Below are 16,068 nucleotides of genomic sequence, written 5' to 3'. Positions count from 1 at the left end.
ATAAGGTGTAATTTGATACGGCAGCTTTTTGGTTTAAGACACTGAAAATCTCATACGGTTGAGACTTTCGGTAGGCTTAAATGCCGTCTGCTAAAAAGGCTTTAACCACGTCTCTGTAGTTTCGACTGACTTTTATTTTTTGATCTGAATTCAACTCCAAAAAGAACTCACCTTTGGTGTGCGGTATTACATTTACCACATAATGCAAATTTACAATGGTAGAGCGATGAACCCGTTTAAACCATTCCGGCTCGAGTTGGCTAAGTAGCTCTTTTAAGGTACTGCGTTTAATGTAAGTTTCGTCATTGGAGTGAATACAGACGTAGTCTCCGGCTGCATCTAACCAGACAATATCAGACTGTTCTAAGAGAATAATTTCGTTCTTTTCTTTGATTACTATTTTTTTCTGAGAATGGTTAACACCCCACACAGTCGAGGACTCTGTGTCGGCTCGGCCTAGGTGTTTGCGCATTGCGCCTATGGCGCCGACGATGTTAGATTTATTTGAGCGGAATATTCTTTCAGACAACCTAAATATTGCTCGCTCAATAGACCTATCGATACGCTCTTGGTCGATAGGCTTTAAGATATAGTCAACGGCATAAACGTCAAAGGCATCGATAGCGTATTGTTCAAATGCGGTTGTAAATACAATTAAGGGAACGGCGTCGTCTTGCAGGCGTTTAACAACACTTAAGCCATCGAGACCCGGCATCTGAATATCTAAAAACATAATGTCAGGAGAAAGGTTCAGTGTCGCTTCTATTGCCTCCCGGCCATTTTTGCATTCAGCAACAATATTAATTAAACCGGTTTTTATAAGCTTTGAGCGCAACAAACCTAGTGCAAGGGGCTCGTCGTCAACGATAACAGCAGAGAGTTGCATATTTATGCTCTAGCGAAACTTCGTTGCGCAGTCTTGCCTTTCTGCTCTGGATATTCCAACGGCATGATAATTTGTGTTCTTATACCACCTAAGTCAGAAGCCGATACCGTCATAGAATAATCGGTGTCGTACAATATCTTTAATCGTTGCTCTGTATTTTTTAAACCTACTCCATTGTTAAAGATATCAACGACCTTGCCATTCTTGCATGCGTCCGGCCCACCACTATCTTCTACGAATAAATGGATCTTTTCATCTCTTACTTCAGCAGAAATTCTTATTTTTCCACCGTGTTCGCATTTTGCGATGGCGTGTTTCATGGAATTTTCAATAATAGGCTGCAGTATCAAACTCGGTACCAAGGCACCTTCGGCGGTTTTTTGGATGTCATATTCAAGTTTCAGACGGTCTTCAAATCGGGTTTTTTCTATTTCCAGATATAAGGTCAAGGTTTCAAGTTCTTTCTCAAGCTTAATTTTACCATCGGGTATATTGTCTAATGAATATCGTAAAAATTGACTAAGATTTACGCTCATCTTTTGTGCTTTTTCATTTTCTTGTACTTCAATTAATGCATTGATCGCATTGAGTGTGTTACATAAAAAATGGGGATTAAGTTGATATCTGAGCATCTCAAGCTGTGCATCTCGAGCAGTCGCTTGTGCCTCCATACGCTTAAATTTTGCCTCACGAGCATTCGCTTCAGCATTAAGCATATCTTTGTTTTTTTCTTGCAGTAAGCGGTAGTACTGAATCCCATAAAATAGCGAGCACCAACTAATAAAAATAAAGATGCTACTGAAAAACCAACCGCCAAAATCTGTCCAAATATGCGCTTCGCCGGTGGTAAGTTCAAAAACATACATTCGAGCCACGGTCCAAGCCAATGAAACCGTTGCCACTAAGACTAAATTGATGACTGATTTTAACCAGAGTTCGGTTTGCCAAAAATGAATAATTGCGTACTGCAGGATAAGTGAGAATAACAAACCAAGCACAGATTGCACCAGCACCGGAACAACATAGTTGACGCTCGCTTGGCTGTACCACAATGTGAGGGTGAAAAAGTTAACAACGAACAAAAACCCCCAGAAGGCAACCTGCCAATAGCGCATGCTGGCATAGTTTGATAAAAACTGGTGCTTGTCGCGTAAGCTTTTAAACATATTTTGACCTAATATTTGTTTTTCTAAGGAAGAAAAATACATGGGTTACGCTCCTGTATATCCCATGTAAAAATATTGGTCAAGATAGTCGGTGCATTTCATTTTGTTCATTCTCTGTCTGTAAAAGTGATTTCAACACACGATAAGCCTTTATTGTTGATACAGGGTTTTGCTTGGAATTCGCACTATAATCAAGGTCACTTCTGAATCGCGGTCAAAAATATGCTGGCTGGTAGCCGTATCAAGTTGGCCATCTTTAGAAAATGAAATAGTATGATCAGCGTGCTCTACGCTTGCCTGTAGCTCATCAATTGAGTCATCTAAACAATAAATAATAGGTACTTGGCACCACGTAAATGCAATCGAATTGTGTGGAACATCCAGTGTCTGCCATTTGTCATTCACGTTGAGATAAGTAAATTCTGAACCTTGCGTCATAAATTCTTGCGCGCGCAATAAAAACGGAGCGAATTGAATACAGCCATTTTGTACTTGGCAACCAAGTTCTCCAAAGCGGGTAATGATCTCTTCTTTCACCTGTCCTGTCATTCCCGGCTGTTGAGCGCCTGCATGCTTTGGTGTATGAGAGTATGGGTCGGTTGGGAATGCGCCGTATTGTTCTGGTGTTTTGTTGTACCCAATTCCCTCGCGTATTTTATAGTAGTAAGCAATTAGCTTGTCTAGCGCAGGATCATTGTCAGCATGAGCTTGCTGCGTCACTTCTAACACGGCCAGTAAGAGTTTTGATATCATATGCCAATATACGCATCCGAGTCCCTCAAAGCCGAACATCCCGCCGCTTCGGCCGGTAAACTGACTATGATTAAAGGTCGATTCGAATAAATTTAATAAGCGTTTTTGTACATTCTCATCTGCTAAATCAGAATAATCTGATTGTGCCTCATTGCATAATGTTGCGAGTGCGTCTGCATTCACAACGTGGCTGTTAAAACGTGCTATCCCATCGGTATCTTGGTAAATAATGCGCGCATCCCCTTGCCTAATCATTTGAGCGATGACAGGAATTTCTTGGATATCTTCTGAGGCAAGCTGGTTTTTATTCATAAAACGAGTTTGCGTGCGATCTGCATATAGCAAAAAGGTATTAATATCAGAGCGATACATGTCGCTGTTAAATAAGGTTTTTAATACTCCGAGGCTTTCACTTGGTGACAGTGCTCCGGAACTCAGAGCTGACACCTGCCCCTCTAACATTGGATAGAGCTTACTCACGGTGAGTGTTTGTTCGGTTACTTTCAGCGTATTGTATGAATGATACAAACCATCAGTATCTCTATTGTGAGCGATGCTGTGACGCACTAGTGCCATTGCTTGATTGAGTAAGTCCATTATTTGCGCTAGCGTAACGATTGTAGTTTTAAAGCTGCCATCGTGACTATAAATGGCATCGCGATAGCGCTGTCCTGCATTACCCATTGTATCCATAAACGCTTTTATTAAGTGAGTTTCTGCGCGTGCTGGTGATAGTTTTGTATTGGTTGTTTGCATACACTCTAAGCTTGATACGAGCCATTCAGCAACCTCATTGGTTATCTCAAATTGCTCGAGTCCAGAAGCTTTTGCTTGCGCTAATATGTCTTGTAAAAATTTAAGGTAACGATGCATGTAGTAAAGTGTAACCATCGATAAACCCTGACCCACCAAGGCGTTATTCGCATCATTCCATTCTGGCCGTTGTGTATTAAGCCAAATGCCTCCATCAATAACTAAGTTGTTTAGTTTAGTAATTAAAGGTACTAGCAGTTTTTCCAATAGCGTCACTTGGTAGACCTGACCTTGCTGATTGAGGACTAATTTACCGTCCGCCCCCAAGCTTTCGACACGCTTTTCAATTTGTTCGGATGCGTGCCAGTCGTAATCAACGGTTTGCTTGGGGTTTGCCAGGGTGGCCTGATAAGAGCGAATACGATATGGCACGTTTGCATAGCTGTAACACGGCGTCGTAAGTTGCTTAGTTAAGGTCGCTGGTGAAAATTTCTGCGACACCTCAAGTAGTTTTAATAAGTAGATGATTTGATGATCACCCCAATAGCCTATATAGCTCCATGGGTCATCAGGCTCTTCAACTTCCCAATCGATCCCTTTTTTGGTTATTCGATAGGGGTTGTAACCATCCATGGTAGAAGCATTAACAAACTTTGCGATCATAGAATCGATAAACTTTGGATAGCTCAGTGCTAGCGCTTCCCAATTTTGGAAAATATCACGCCAATTTCCCTGATACGACAGCAATGCATTACCTTGACCATCTTTGAGCTCTATTGCGAATTGATTCCACGGACGGCTTGGGTCGCCATGGCGCCGGCCAAAAGTGATTGGCAAGTACTCATTTACTAAGCGTAGCAACTGCATGTTGTTATTGCTTTGCGCTAGACTTTGCAATTGCTCCAATGTTATCCAATCGCCGAGTGCATTTAAAGAGCTTAGGCAAGTGTCGGCAATATTTTGGTTGAAGTGGCGCACGGTGGCAATAAAGTCAGTCTTAGAAATCTGATACTGATTGGCAAAAATACCGCCTCTCAATACATTAAACAGAGTGTTTGCGTAGTGATGCACACTGACTTCTTTTTCCGCGGTAAGTTGAAAGCCGTCTGCTTTTGCCATGATACAGGCTAAATGATTAGAGCCTTCCGCAATAGATTTCATAATATCTTGGTGGAGTTTTTCAGGTTGCTCTAATAGCTTACGCAGTTGACTTATTTGTCCTTGATCTTGTTCAGTATTTGCAGCAAGACCCCATGAGCTATGCTGTTTTGGTCCTAATGTACGAGTGAGGTGATTGAAATAGACCCCCCTGACGCCGCGTGTATCAACGCGATAGTCTAAGGCTTCATTGCGTTTAAATTTCCTTACGCACAGCGGATCTATTATTGCTTTGTTGTGATCATCTGCAAACGAAAATACGGTGCTCGCACGCAGTGCCTCAACAGGTTCGGCGCGGTCTGTAATTGCTGAATAGAGCGTAAATAAGGCAAGCTTGTTGCCTTGCTCGAGCTCAGTCCACTTATATGCATCAACAAGATTGCTAGACTGCGTTTGAGTAAATCGAGGAGTGCCAGCAGGTAAGATATTTTGCACACCATCGAGCACTTCGATGACTTGTTCTTGTTCGCTTAAGTTGGTCGCTTTCGCGATACGGCAAAGACCAAATTGGTCTGAGAAATACCAAGTGTATTCAAATGCAATCTCAAGGTCGTGGTTAATTTCTTCGTAACAAAGCGCGTTGCCTAATACGCTTTTGTATAAATTACGAGTTACTGCATATTTACCATCTTGTTCATAGTTAAACGGTTCCCATGTCCAAGCCTTGCCATTTGAATGAGTGCCTTTGAACAAGCTTCTTGCGCCAGAGGACATTGCATTATCGTACAGTTTATCTACGCATAAATATGGGAACAAAGCAGTTTCGGGTGAAACTCTACCGGCGCTTATACCGCCTTGTGAGCCTGCAAATAGCCAATGGTCTTGATCAGACACCATGCTAATAAAAAACGGCGGGATTTGATCAACATTGCGGATCACATAATATTCGGTGTCGCCACGTTTTAAAAATTCACCTTTGACTTCATGCGCTGTCATATAAAACCTTGTATTTGAGATTGAAGCTTGGTGAAAATGTCTTATCGAATAAACACCGGGTTCAACTATTTGGTACTCTAAAGTCTTTATCTATTTGTGATTAAAGGTATTTTTGAGCAGCCAATAAATGTAAATGTCGCGAGTATGGAGAAAAGATAAAGCAACTAAGTGTTAAGACAACTTAAAAAAGACAAGTCGGACTTTGTTTGCGTCAAATGGTAATTCTTTGTGTAATTCATTCGGCGCCTCATCTGATTTCATCAAAACACCCGCTCTACCGTTCTTAAGGCCCCCTTTAACTCACTACGAGGGCTATTCATTAACATTTGCATTACATTTTATTCGATTATGCTCAGTATTTTTTGTATCTTAAGGTCTTACATACCGGATTTTTTATCAATTTGGGGGCATGCTTAATTCGCTCTAGTTATGATTTACGTCTGCGATTTGCTAAAGTGACGGTTGCGTAGAAGAAACGATGTTCTGAACTGTGAAAGACTGCAATCAATGTGGCAAATGCTGTATAAAGTATGGCGATGGTGCGCTTAGTGCCACGCAGGAAGAAATTGATCTATGGGAGCTCTTTAATCCCGAGATTTATCAGTATGTAAAAGGCAATGAAATTTGGTTTGATCCTGACTCTGGATTGCAATTAACACAATGCCCTTTCTTAGAGACCATTCCTCCGATAAACACCACCGCTCCCCTCAAATATACCTGCAGTATTTATTTAGATAGGCCAGAAGACTGCCGACATTATCCTAGTCTCATTGCTGAGATGATTAGAGACGAATGTGAAATGATTGAAATTACAGATTTAACCCACCCAAAGCGTGCACAATTGGCGCTAGATAGGCTTATGAAAGACAGCCGGCCGGGGTCGAACAAGGACTAAATAACCCTTATTTTGGTAAACATGTGCTAAAGATGCTTATTGCATCGCTATGATTTTCTCAAGTTTTTATGACTATTGCGGTTAAATAGTGCTGGATATACACATAATTTAGCACGCGGCGGTCGCACAGAAGCGAAAACCCGCCAAGCATATTTAACCCAAAGGATACTCTGCATAAGGCAATGATTTCTTTTATCGCACTTATATTCGCAACATCTATAGGCGTTAATTTATTAGCCGCGATTATTATTGCTTTTTCTGGCATTCGTCTTCAAAAAACCCATTTCACGACAATTGCAATTGGCTGTGCCTTGGCCATTTTCTATCAATTTTCAGCTTGGCAATATCACTCTTCCGCGGTTCTTGAAAGCGCCCTTTATTGGAGCACTTTGCAGACAAGTGCTGTACTGGCTTCAGTGCCCGTATACTTTTTAATTTTTGCGCAGTGGAGTAAATATCCAAATGCTATTTTTATCGGAAGTTTGTTAGCCGCAATAAGCTCAATCTTTATGTTAGTGAATTGGAGCATGGATTTTGGATTGCGTTTTAGCTCTGCGCCAGAACTCATCAGCTATACCATTTTTAACAATGAAACCCTTTACCGCTTAAGCGGAGAGGCTAGTTTAGCCATGTCAGGCTTTCATGTCTTCGGGTGCCTAGTATTGACCACATTGGTATTTATTGTACGGCGTTTGCTGAAACGCGGGCAGCGAGTTGTCGCATATATTTTACTGACTACATTGGTGTTGCAATTGGCTGCCACTTTAGTAAGTCTGCTCATGCAGTTGCAGTACATCAACTTTATATATCTAAGCGGTTTGCCATTTACGATGCTGAATGTACTCGCCTGCATCACAATCGCGATATCATTGAAAAAGCGCTCGGTGTCGTTGCTCAAGGTGGTTCAAAAAAGCGAAAATCTTGAGCGGGTTTTATTTAGTTTAGCAAAAGGTACGCAGGGCTCAGAGAGCTCCCAATACTACCAAGATATATTACTTGAAATACAGCGCTTAAGCGGCGCTGACATGGCATATCTAGCAGTTTTAGAAAAAGTGAATGACAAGCGCTACATGCAAACGAAAGCTGCGGTATATCACCAAAAGCCAATCAGCAATTTTTCGTATTCTCTTGATGAAATCCCTGAAGATTTGATCAGTGAACAAGAGATGGTGATTGTTAAACACAGTGTTCATGAAAGGTTTCCTGACATTGAGCTGTTTACCAATTTGCAGGCTCAAGCGTTTATAGGCGCACCTTTGATCACTACCGATAGCACTCTAGAGGGGGGTATAGTGTTGATTTATTCGCGCCCCATTGAGCCTGACGAAACCCTACTGAAAACACTACGTGTCTTTGCATCGCGCGCCGCTACTGAGTGTTTGCGAGATAAATTAGAAGTTGACCTTCGTTTGATGGCTTATTCTGACTTTAAAACGCAGCTCCCTAATTTGACGAGCTTCAATGAAGAAGTAAAACAGCGCGCATTGTTTAATGCCTTTAACAAGCAACAGTCAGGATTGATTATTTTAGATCTTGATCGCTTTGGTCAAGTGAACCTGCAGTTTGGGTTTGAAAATGCTGAATTCGTGTTAAAAACAATTGCGGAGCGTTTTAAACAATATGCAAAGGACAATATTGACAGTATTTATGTCGCGAGAACCGGTGGCGATGAATTTGGCTTTCTGATTAACACTGTCGATCCCGACTGCAGCAAAGAAATTGAAAAACATTGGCATGCAATTAGTGAGTTGGCTCAGCAGCCAATTAAAACTGAATTTAGTGATATTCGACTTAAGTGTAGTGCGGGGGCGGTTGTATTTCCAAAACAGACTACCGAAAAAATGATCGCGTCACGCTGCGCCGAGTTTGCGATGAGGGAAGCCAAAAAAGCGGGCCGAAATCAGCTCAAATTTTTTGATATGCAAATACTTGAAGTCATTTATCGCAAGCAGCAACTTGAAAAATCATTAGAAATCGCTTTGCTTGATAAAGCTGAGTTGTTTTTAGTTTATCAGCCTAAAGTCGACAGCAAAGGTAAACTACTGGGCTTAGAAGCTCTGTGTCGATGGCAAAGTGAGGAGCATGGTTTTATTTCACCGCTCGAGTTTATCGAAATTGCCGAGGCTAGCGGTCAAATTCATCGGCTTGGACTTTGGTGCATTGAGCAAGTATGTCGACAAATAAATTCATGGAAAGAAGTTGGATATTCCCCAAACGGTCGTATCGCAATAAATATAAGCGCCAAGCAATTAGAAAGCGAAAAATTCATTGAGCAGATTATTTGTATTTTAGACCAAGCTCAGGTTAAGCCAAATCAAATTGACTTAGAGCTCACTGAATCAGGCCTGCTTAAAAATGTTCATGACAGCATTCAAAAGCTTAGTGCGCTTAGAGGTTTGGGCTTTAGTGTTTCCTTAGATGATTTTGGTACCGGTTACTCTTCGCTTTCTTATCTTAAAGACTTGCCACTGGACTGCATAAAAATCGACCGCTGTTTTGTAAATGAACTTGATGCTGGCAGTAGTAACCTAGTGCAGTCGATAATAGCGATAGGTCAGCACATGCACTTAGATATCTGTGCAGAAGGTGTTGAGGAGCAGAGTCAGGTTAAGTTGCTTCAAGAGATGGGCTGCAACATTTTTCAAGGCTTCTATTTTAGCAAACCTTTGTCGGCGGATGATTTGCCTAGCTATAGGTTTAAGCAATAAATACTCGTTATCACACTATTCATATTTATCGTTAAATTAAATGTAGATCAGTATTTGCTCGCGGCAGAGCAGGCAATATTGCCACCGAAAAGTCTAAGGTTGTTAGCGTAAAATACATGTCGCTCTGACCCTAAAAAAGTGGCAACGGAATATTTGTTTTTAGCCAAATCCGACCGATAAGTATTGCAGAGTGTACCTAGTATTAAAAGAAGATATAAAGGGTAGTTTTTGCACGTGCTAGTTTGTGCGGGTAAACCCATAATATAATTAAAGTATGTCGTTATTATGTCGAAAACCTGTAGGTATGATAAATAAATATTTACAGTAAAATTATCATCTTAGACACGGACAAACGGGATTTTACAAGGCAGTAAAATCAAGCAAAATGGATGTTTTAATTGATATTTTAGAGAATATACATGAAATTTTCTGACGACTCAGGCCAAGCAGCAAACTATCTACGCCAAGCTATACCGACTATGGTAAAGCATAATATTGTGCCCAACCCTCTTAATTACACTCTTTGGTATAGCTACTTTTCTGAAACCTTCCCCGCTTTGAACCAAGAATTGGATCAAGTCATTGAGCGTTATGGTACTTGCCCGGCTAAAATTGGTGAGTCCCTGTTTATTCAACATATTAGTCAGGTTGATGACAAGAACGAAGAGCAGCTTGAGAACTTTCAAAAAGCGATTTCGCATCTGGTGAACAACTTATCTGATTCATTGGATCACACTGCCAAGCAAACTGACGGCTACTCTGCCGCCTTAAAAGATAATATTTCAGCATTAGAGAATCACGACGTCGACGAAGCGATGCGCCCAGTGCTATCTGAATTAAATGCAAATGCTACCGCAATTTATGATGCCAACCAGCAGTTTCATGGCCAATTATCTTCTGCTCAAAGCGAAATTAACCAGCTTAAAATGGAATTAGAAAAAAGCAGAGTTGAGGCAAATACCGATCCGTTGACGGGGCTATCTAACCGTCGTGTATTGGACGCAATTTATCGCCAATTTATGGATGACCATGAAAAAGAAGATGAGCTATCGCTGATCATAATGGATATTGATAAATTCAAAGTGTTTAATGATACTCATGGCCACTTAATAGGCGATCAAATCTTAAAGTTTGTGGGTGAATTACTTAAAAAAGAGTGCCCGAAAAGCATTATTCCAGTGCGCTTTGGTGGTGAAGAATTTGCGATGCTTTGTCCAAACTTCAGCATTGATGAAGCGAGGGATGTGGCGGAGAACATTCGCGTTAAATTATCCACAACACAGTTTAATCACAAAAAAACTGGTGCGAAACTGCCACCTGTTACTGCTTCATTCGGCTGTGCTGCAAAAATAGGTAAAGAATTGCTGACCCAAATTATAGAGCGAGCTGACAAAGCGCTTTATGTGGCTAAAGACCAAGGTCGTAATCAAGTGCAACTAGCTTGAAATTTACGCGCTATTAACACTGCGCCTTTGCTTCCTCTATAAATATGATCCCCTTGCCATTTGGGTTGTAAATGGCATTAATCTCACCTTTAACGCACATTCCAATCCTAGTGGATTTTGCATGGCAAGTTCAGGATGGTTGGGCTGTTTATTTGGTCATTGCTTACACCGTATAAGGTCTCGTGGAGATCATTTTCAGACCTTGTGATATCATTTGCCGCGAGGGTCGTGCTTATTCTCGTAGTTGTGATTAGCTTGATAAATTTCAGAGTAACTTTCGTTTCTCAAAAAAAGACATTTTTTACGTGCTTTGATACACTTTCCCGCAATACCTATTTGCAATGCATCTCAGTATAGAGGGATTTATTTTGCGTTTTAAAAAAGCTGTTTTCACTGTTAACTTATTACTGCTCTTTGCCTTATCTGGCTGCAGCAGTACGGGTGCTAAAAATGACCTTGTTAACTATGCGAAAAGTGACAGAGACTATCTGGCGCTCAAGCAAACTATAGTGAACAAACTAGCAGATACGACAAGTTTTGATCGCATTTTAAACATTTACCCTTTGAGCTCATTTTACGATCCGAAAAGCGACATTGAGCCTGCAGGCAAGCTGCTCAGTGAGCAATACATGCAAGATGGAAACTACTCTGCCTGCTTGCAGGTGGCAGATAAAATGCTTTCGGTAAACTACACTTCGTTAACCGCTCACTTTGCCACCAGTGAGTGTGCGCGTTTAAGTGGCGATTTAAGCCGTTCTCAATTTCATAATTGGGTACTGGATAATTTCATCGAAGCCATTTGGCGAACAGGTGATGGGCAGTCGGCCCAGACGGCTTTTATGATCAATAGCAGCAGCGATTTGTACGCATTTATACAGTTACATCAACTAGTGGCGGTAGGCCAAGATTTGGTGTATTTACAGCAGATTCCCATTCAGAAAATTCGTATTCAAACTCCTGAAACTAATCGTAGCTTTACCTGGTATTTTAATGTTACGCCGCAATTTAGACGGGGTTTGATAGACCAAATTGAAAGTCGATAATCTGCTTTTATTCAATCGCCTCTCTACTATTTATGCATGCGCCTAAAACACCTGCATTAATTCATCTATAAGCTTAGTTTTTGCCACTAGTGATAGTGTCTACCGCGAAGCTGTCTGTCTATCCATTGAGCAGATTTTTGCATCAGCTTCATAGATTTACGAAGCCATATTTGAGCAGTGGGGTATTCGAAACTAAGAATAAACAAACCGGGCAAAATAAATAATAGAGATGGGCCCGGGACTAAGATAAATACCAAGCCGAGCAGCACAAGTAGGCCGCCAAGCAAGGTAATAAAAGATTTTTTCAGTAAGTGCATGTTATCCGCGCACCCGATTATCATTTAATGGTGCAAGTAAGAAATAAAATATCCATGCAAACCATGAAATAAAGATAACAGCCAATATCCACGCGGCTTTTTCACCACCACTAGTGCGACTTGAGCATACGATTACCAGTACCGGAATAAGCCAAAACACCGCGCCAATTATAAATAACAAGATCCCCAATATTGCTTCCATTGCCTTTCTCCTCAAGTTGCCATTGATTAAGCATGCATAATATTCAACATAGCTTTTACAGATAATCACTTAGCAATTCGAATGCCAGTTAATAAATCTCATAAAAACATATACATAGGGAATTAAAAATTTCGGGTGAAAAGCAGGAGTAGTGTATTTCGCCAATTATTGGCAAATAAATCAGGTATTCTTTAAGAACCTTGATTGCTTAGTCTAGCAGTATCTTAGTTTACAAAAAATGGGATGTTAGCATGCCCAGCATTGCCGTTGCCGTCGTAAACGAAGACAAATAAACGGTACGCGCCAGTTTGAGGCGGTGCCTTAAATGAAATGCTTTCGAGCTTGGCATTGCTAATTAGATTTTCTATTAGGTCGGGTATATCTTCACGGTCGCCGCCAATTTGCAGAGCATTCGATTCTTTTCTTATCTCCCAATGATAGGTAAGGCTATCTTGTTCATGGTCGTTTGCTTTAATAGTGGCCCGATAGATTTGCTTTGGTGTTAGGTGAATATTATCAGATGCAAGCTGTGCATCGAGGGTAATGGGGCTCACGCTAGGCGTTCGATTGTTCGGCCATTGACCCGTCCAAATATGAGACATCACATCTATAGACTCGGTGCGTTCTCCTGATGCCAAAAACAACCCATACCATGTGGGTGTACGCTCCTGTTTTTGTCCCCAAAAAAACACATAGTTGCCAATCACTTGTTGACCTTGATTAGCAATGGCTTTTGCGTAACTTTTAGCGTAATGACGGGCTTTTTCAGAGCTAGAGACTTCTATTGGCGCCCCCCAGCTTGTTTTCTCGACTTCCCAATGCCCAATTGCGCCCCATTCAGTGATCATGTAAGGCGCCGTAAAACCGTATTCCACAACAAACCTAGGCAAGTCTACAACTTCTGCGTAAAGCTGAAAGCTTATAAAGTCTAAGGAGGGTGCCTTTTCGTTGATGATCGCTAGCGCTCGTGTATCAAATCCTGCAAGGGTGGTCGTTACCGGGTGGTTAGGGTCTAGCCGGTGGATCATTTGGGCAATTTGTTCGACGGCGTTGTAAACCCGAGAGTTCGTAAAATTAAGATTAAGCTCATTACCAATAAACCATGACAGCAGTGCAGGATGATCTTTATATTTGAGGACACTTTGCTGCGCCGATGCAAGCTGTTTGGCTACTGCCCTTGCATCATCGTAATCAAAACCATGTCGCTCTGGCCTTATCCATATGCCTAATGATACTGTCATCCCGAGGGCATGTGCTTGGTCTAATAAACGCTGTGTGCCACTGTTGACTGACCAAGTTCTGATGGAGTTTCCTCCATATGATGCCAATACCTGAAGGTCGGCGTCGTTGAGTCCAGCACCCAATATTTGATATGGCTCACCACCGCGAAGCAATTGATAGCCAGTTGCAGTTTTCGCGATTTCAACTTTTATGGCGTTTGTGCTTTGCGCTTGACTATCCATGCTGCAAGCTCCCAAAAGTCCAAGTAGGCTGCAACATATGAGTAAAGCAAATAGTCGCAAGCTCATGCGCCCTAAGCCTTAGTCGCAGGCGTGTGCAAGAGTGCTTCGATAGATTCAAGGCTTTGCCCTTTGGTTTCAGGTAAATAGCGTACTAAAATTAACAAGCCAATCAGCGAAAACCCGCCATAGATTGCAAAGGTAGTAGCGCTACCAAAGTTGGCTAATTCCCACGGGAAGACAAGCTGCACTAAAAAGCTCACGGCTGAATTAACTAAACCTACGCAAGATACGGCAATCGCGCGAATGCGGTTTGGGAACAGCTCAGAAAATAGTACCCACATCACCGGTCCTATTGAGATTGCAAAGCAGGCCACAAACCCCAATATGCCGATGAGTACCCATGTGGCATTAATGCTTATTGCCGCAGTGAGCAATTGCGCTTCTAGGCGCAATGCATCTGGTAAACCTAAGCTTGATGAAAGCGCCTCTTTAAAGGCGATGTCAGAATTAAATACCTGTGCTTGCAGGCTTTGTAGTTGTGCCACTATCGGTGCGTCCAGCCCTTGCAGGTCTACGGCATTTAATACATAAGTGGCGTTAGAGAATTGATAGGCCAACAGCATCATAAAAAAGGTGATGCCGCTTAAGCCAAATACCAATAATGGTTTACGCCCAATTTTATCAATAAAGGCAATGGCTAACAGCGTAAAGACTAAATTAACGAGTCCAACCAAAATGGCTTGAACGAATGAAGCGTTGGTGCCAATGCCCGATTGCTCAAAAATCATAGGTGCATAGAAAAACACCGCATTGATGCCGGTTATTTGTTGAGTGATAGCAATCGTAAGGCCCAGCAAAAGTGCCAGTCGCATAGGTTTTTGCCAAAGCTCTTTAATAGGCGCAATGCTGTTTGGGCGCGCTAAATCTACCGCAATCGAGGTAATTTCGGCTCTTGCTTTGTCTTGCCCAATCAGTTGAGCCAATACTTCTTCAGCTTTTTCAGGCTGGCCTTTGAGCATTAACCAACGAGGACTTTCAGGCACCGAAAACAGCCCGAACAAATACAGCAAGGCTGGCACTGCTTCTATGCCCAACATCCAACGCCAAGCGTTTTCAAGGTTAATGCTCGCGACGTCTGATTGCGCCAACAACAATATAAGGTAATTACTAAAGAATGCGGCTGAGATCCCAATCACAATATTGAGTTGATTGAGTGATACTCTGCGCCCTCGCAGTTCTGCAGGTGAAGATTCTGCTATGTACATAGGCGCAATGATCAGCGCTGCACCCACGCCAAATCCGCCAAGCATACGTGCTGCAACTAGCCAAAAATAGCTAGGCGCAAAGGCCGACAAAATAGCCGAGATAGCAAACAGAGCGGCGGCGAATTTTAGCACCTGAACACGACCAAAGCGCTGACTCAAAGGGCCTGCCGCTAGCATGGCTAACGAGGCAGTTAGGGTTAGCGATGCAACCGCCCAGCCAACCTGAATTTTGTCTAACTGAAAGTCTTCTTCGATAAACGATACCACGCCCGATATCACAGAGGCATCGAAGCCCATCAAGAACCCGCCTAATGCGACGACAAGGGCATTGGTAAAGCCTTTATTATTAGATGATGTAGACATAGTTCTGTGTACCTTGTTTAGGGTCAATCGCTATTTGTGGTTTGATACTTTGCAGCGGATTATGATATGTCCGAAAAATGTGCAGAAAAACGGTCTTTAATTGGCAGGGTCATCATTCGTAGAATGTGAGGATTACCAAACTCGTGTTTTGGTGCATATTACCGTGTTCGAAGAATAGCTGACATAGTTGATCTATTCAATATGCTAAAGTAGCGAGGGCGTTTTCGGGCATGATGATGTAGGCTATATGATTACCCAGACAGTTTGCGTCATTATATTGATCTTTATTGTGGCTGTTGAGTTTTAAGGTATATTGAAATTTTGCTGAATAAAATAATTGGAAGGTAAGTTTATGAACAAATTCTTTAAAGTAATGATAGCGATGGCAATGCTGTTAAGCATGTGTGTGTCGGCAGAAGATAAAGTGCAGTACCAAGCTTTTGACAGTGATGTACAAGTGATTGATGTGCGTTCAGACGCAGAGTGGAAAGAAGGTCATCATCCTGCAGCCATGCATCTTCCGCATACTACAATTTTAGAAGGTGAGGGCTTTGCAGGTTTAGATAAAAATAAGCCCGTCGTATTGTATTGTCGTTCTGGTGGCAGAGCCGAGCGCGCGAAAGATTTTTTAGAAGCGCAAGGTTTTACTAATGTGACCAATCTAGGCGGCATCAGCGATTTAGTGGTTAGCGAAAAAGACGATTAAGCCCTGCTG

At 41.9% G+C, this 16,068-nt stretch carries 12 protein-coding genes; 5 read left to right on the top strand and 7 right to left on the bottom strand.

Annotated elements, in window-relative coordinates; all coding sequences use genetic code 11:
- Positions 1-76: 76 nt before the first annotated feature.
- The 3 genes from AB9H30_RS11055 to AB9H30_RS11045 form a co-directional block, all read right to left on the bottom strand.
- Positions 77-886, bottom strand: coding sequence for a LytR/AlgR family response regulator transcription factor (locus tag AB9H30_RS11055; RefSeq protein WP_371194725.1), 810 nt, complete (start codon positions 884-886; stop codon positions 77-79).
- Positions 887-888: 2 nt separating this feature from the next.
- A complete protein-coding gene (locus AB9H30_RS11050; protein ID WP_371194724.1) occupies positions 889-2,094 on the bottom strand; it encodes a sensor histidine kinase in 1,206 nt (401 codons plus the stop codon).
- A gap of 108 nt (positions 2,095-2,202) precedes the next feature.
- Positions 2,203-5,652 carry a hypothetical protein gene (locus AB9H30_RS11045; protein WP_371194723.1) on the bottom strand — a complete coding sequence of 1,150 codons (3,450 nt, stop codon included), beginning with the start codon at positions 5,650-5,652 and terminating at the stop codon, positions 2,203-2,205.
- Between the two features lie 490 nt (positions 5,653-6,142).
- Between AB9H30_RS11045 and AB9H30_RS11040 the strand changes: the two genes are divergently transcribed.
- The 4 genes from AB9H30_RS11040 (at position 6,143) to AB9H30_RS11025 (ending at position 11,743) form a co-directional block, all read left to right on the top strand.
- Positions 6,143-6,547 carry a YkgJ family cysteine cluster protein gene (locus AB9H30_RS11040; RefSeq protein WP_371194722.1) on the top strand — a complete coding sequence of 135 codons (405 nt, stop codon included), beginning with the start codon at positions 6,143-6,145 and terminating at the stop codon, positions 6,545-6,547.
- Positions 6,548-6,729: 182 nt separating this feature from the next.
- Positions 6,730-9,255 (top strand): EAL domain-containing protein, encoded by a 2,526-nt coding sequence (locus tag AB9H30_RS11035; RefSeq protein WP_371194721.1) that lies wholly within the window; start codon positions 6,730-6,732, stop codon positions 9,253-9,255.
- A 419-nt stretch (positions 9,256-9,674) separates the two neighbouring features.
- A complete protein-coding gene (locus AB9H30_RS11030; RefSeq protein ID WP_371194720.1) occupies positions 9,675-10,700 on the top strand; it encodes a GGDEF domain-containing protein in 1,026 nt (341 codons plus the stop codon).
- 368 nt (positions 10,701-11,068) lie between these two features.
- Positions 11,069-11,743 (top strand): DUF4919 domain-containing protein, encoded by a 675-nt coding sequence (locus AB9H30_RS11025; RefSeq protein ID WP_371194719.1) that lies wholly within the window; start codon positions 11,069-11,071, stop codon positions 11,741-11,743.
- A gap of 86 nt (positions 11,744-11,829) precedes the next feature.
- On the opposite strand, the gene AB9H30_RS11020 is transcribed toward AB9H30_RS11025, so the two are convergent.
- The 4 genes from AB9H30_RS11020 to AB9H30_RS11005 all read right to left on the bottom strand — a co-directional run bounded on the left by AB9H30_RS11020 (position 11,830) and on the right by AB9H30_RS11005 (position 15,353).
- A complete protein-coding gene (locus AB9H30_RS11020; RefSeq protein ID WP_371194718.1) occupies positions 11,830-12,060 on the bottom strand; it encodes a PGPGW domain-containing protein in 231 nt (76 codons plus the stop codon).
- 1 nt (position 12,061) lies between these two features.
- Entirely contained in the window at positions 12,062-12,262 is a 201-nt protein-coding gene (locus tag AB9H30_RS11015) for a PLDc N-terminal domain-containing protein (RefSeq protein WP_371194717.1), read from the bottom strand.
- A gap of 224 nt (positions 12,263-12,486) precedes the next feature.
- Positions 12,487-13,725: a hypothetical protein gene (locus tag AB9H30_RS11010; RefSeq protein ID WP_371194716.1), complete on the bottom strand. Its 1,239-nt coding sequence runs from the start codon at positions 13,723-13,725 to the stop codon at positions 12,487-12,489.
- Between the two features lie 71 nt (positions 13,726-13,796).
- Entirely contained in the window at positions 13,797-15,353 is a 1,557-nt protein-coding gene (locus tag AB9H30_RS11005) for a sugar porter family MFS transporter (protein ID WP_371194715.1), read from the bottom strand.
- 352 nt (positions 15,354-15,705) lie between these two features.
- Between AB9H30_RS11005 and AB9H30_RS11000 the strand changes: the two genes are divergently transcribed.
- A complete protein-coding gene (locus AB9H30_RS11000; protein WP_371194714.1) occupies positions 15,706-16,059 on the top strand; it encodes a rhodanese-like domain-containing protein in 354 nt (117 codons plus the stop codon).
- Positions 16,060-16,068 lie beyond the last annotated feature (9 nt).

This window comes from Glaciecola sp. SC05 (assembly GCF_041380235.1).
In the GTDB taxonomy this organism is placed as follows: Bacteria; Pseudomonadota; Gammaproteobacteria; order Enterobacterales; family Alteromonadaceae; genus Glaciecola.
The sequence above is the reverse complement of the archived record's forward strand: the minus strand, read 5'-3'. Positions and strand labels throughout refer to the sequence as shown.

Bases quoted from the DNA above. Each gene is read 5' to 3' on its own strand.
- AB9H30_RS11020 (WP_371194718.1), bottom strand. From the start codon at position 12,060: ATGCACTTACTGAAAAAATCTTTTATTACCTTGCTTGGCGGCCTACTT.
- AB9H30_RS11030 (WP_371194720.1), top strand. From the start codon at position 9,675: ATGAAATTTTCTGACGACTCAGGCCAAGCAGCAAACTATCTACGCCAA.
- AB9H30_RS11050 (WP_371194724.1), bottom strand. From the start codon at position 2,094: ATGTATTTTTCTTCCTTAGAAAAACAAATATTAGGTCAAAATATGTTT.
- AB9H30_RS11010 (WP_371194716.1), bottom strand. From the start codon at position 13,725: ATGGATAGTCAAGCGCAAAGCACAAACGCCATAAAAGTTGAAATCGCG.
- AB9H30_RS11005 (WP_371194715.1), bottom strand. From the start codon at position 15,353: ATGTCTACATCATCTAATAATAAAGGCTTTACCAATGCCCTTGTCGTC.
- AB9H30_RS11045 (WP_371194723.1), bottom strand. From the start codon at position 5,652: ATGACAGCGCATGAAGTCAAAGGTGAATTTTTAAAACGTGGCGACACC.
- AB9H30_RS11015 (WP_371194717.1), bottom strand. From the start codon at position 12,262: ATGGAAGCAATATTGGGGATCTTGTTATTTATAATTGGCGCGGTGTTT.
- AB9H30_RS11035 (WP_371194721.1), top strand. From the start codon at position 6,730: ATGATTTCTTTTATCGCACTTATATTCGCAACATCTATAGGCGTTAAT.
- AB9H30_RS11055 (WP_371194725.1), bottom strand. From the start codon at position 886: ATGCAACTCTCTGCTGTTATCGTTGACGACGAGCCCCTTGCACTAGGT.
- AB9H30_RS11000 (WP_371194714.1), top strand. From the start codon at position 15,706: ATGAACAAATTCTTTAAAGTAATGATAGCGATGGCAATGCTGTTAAGC.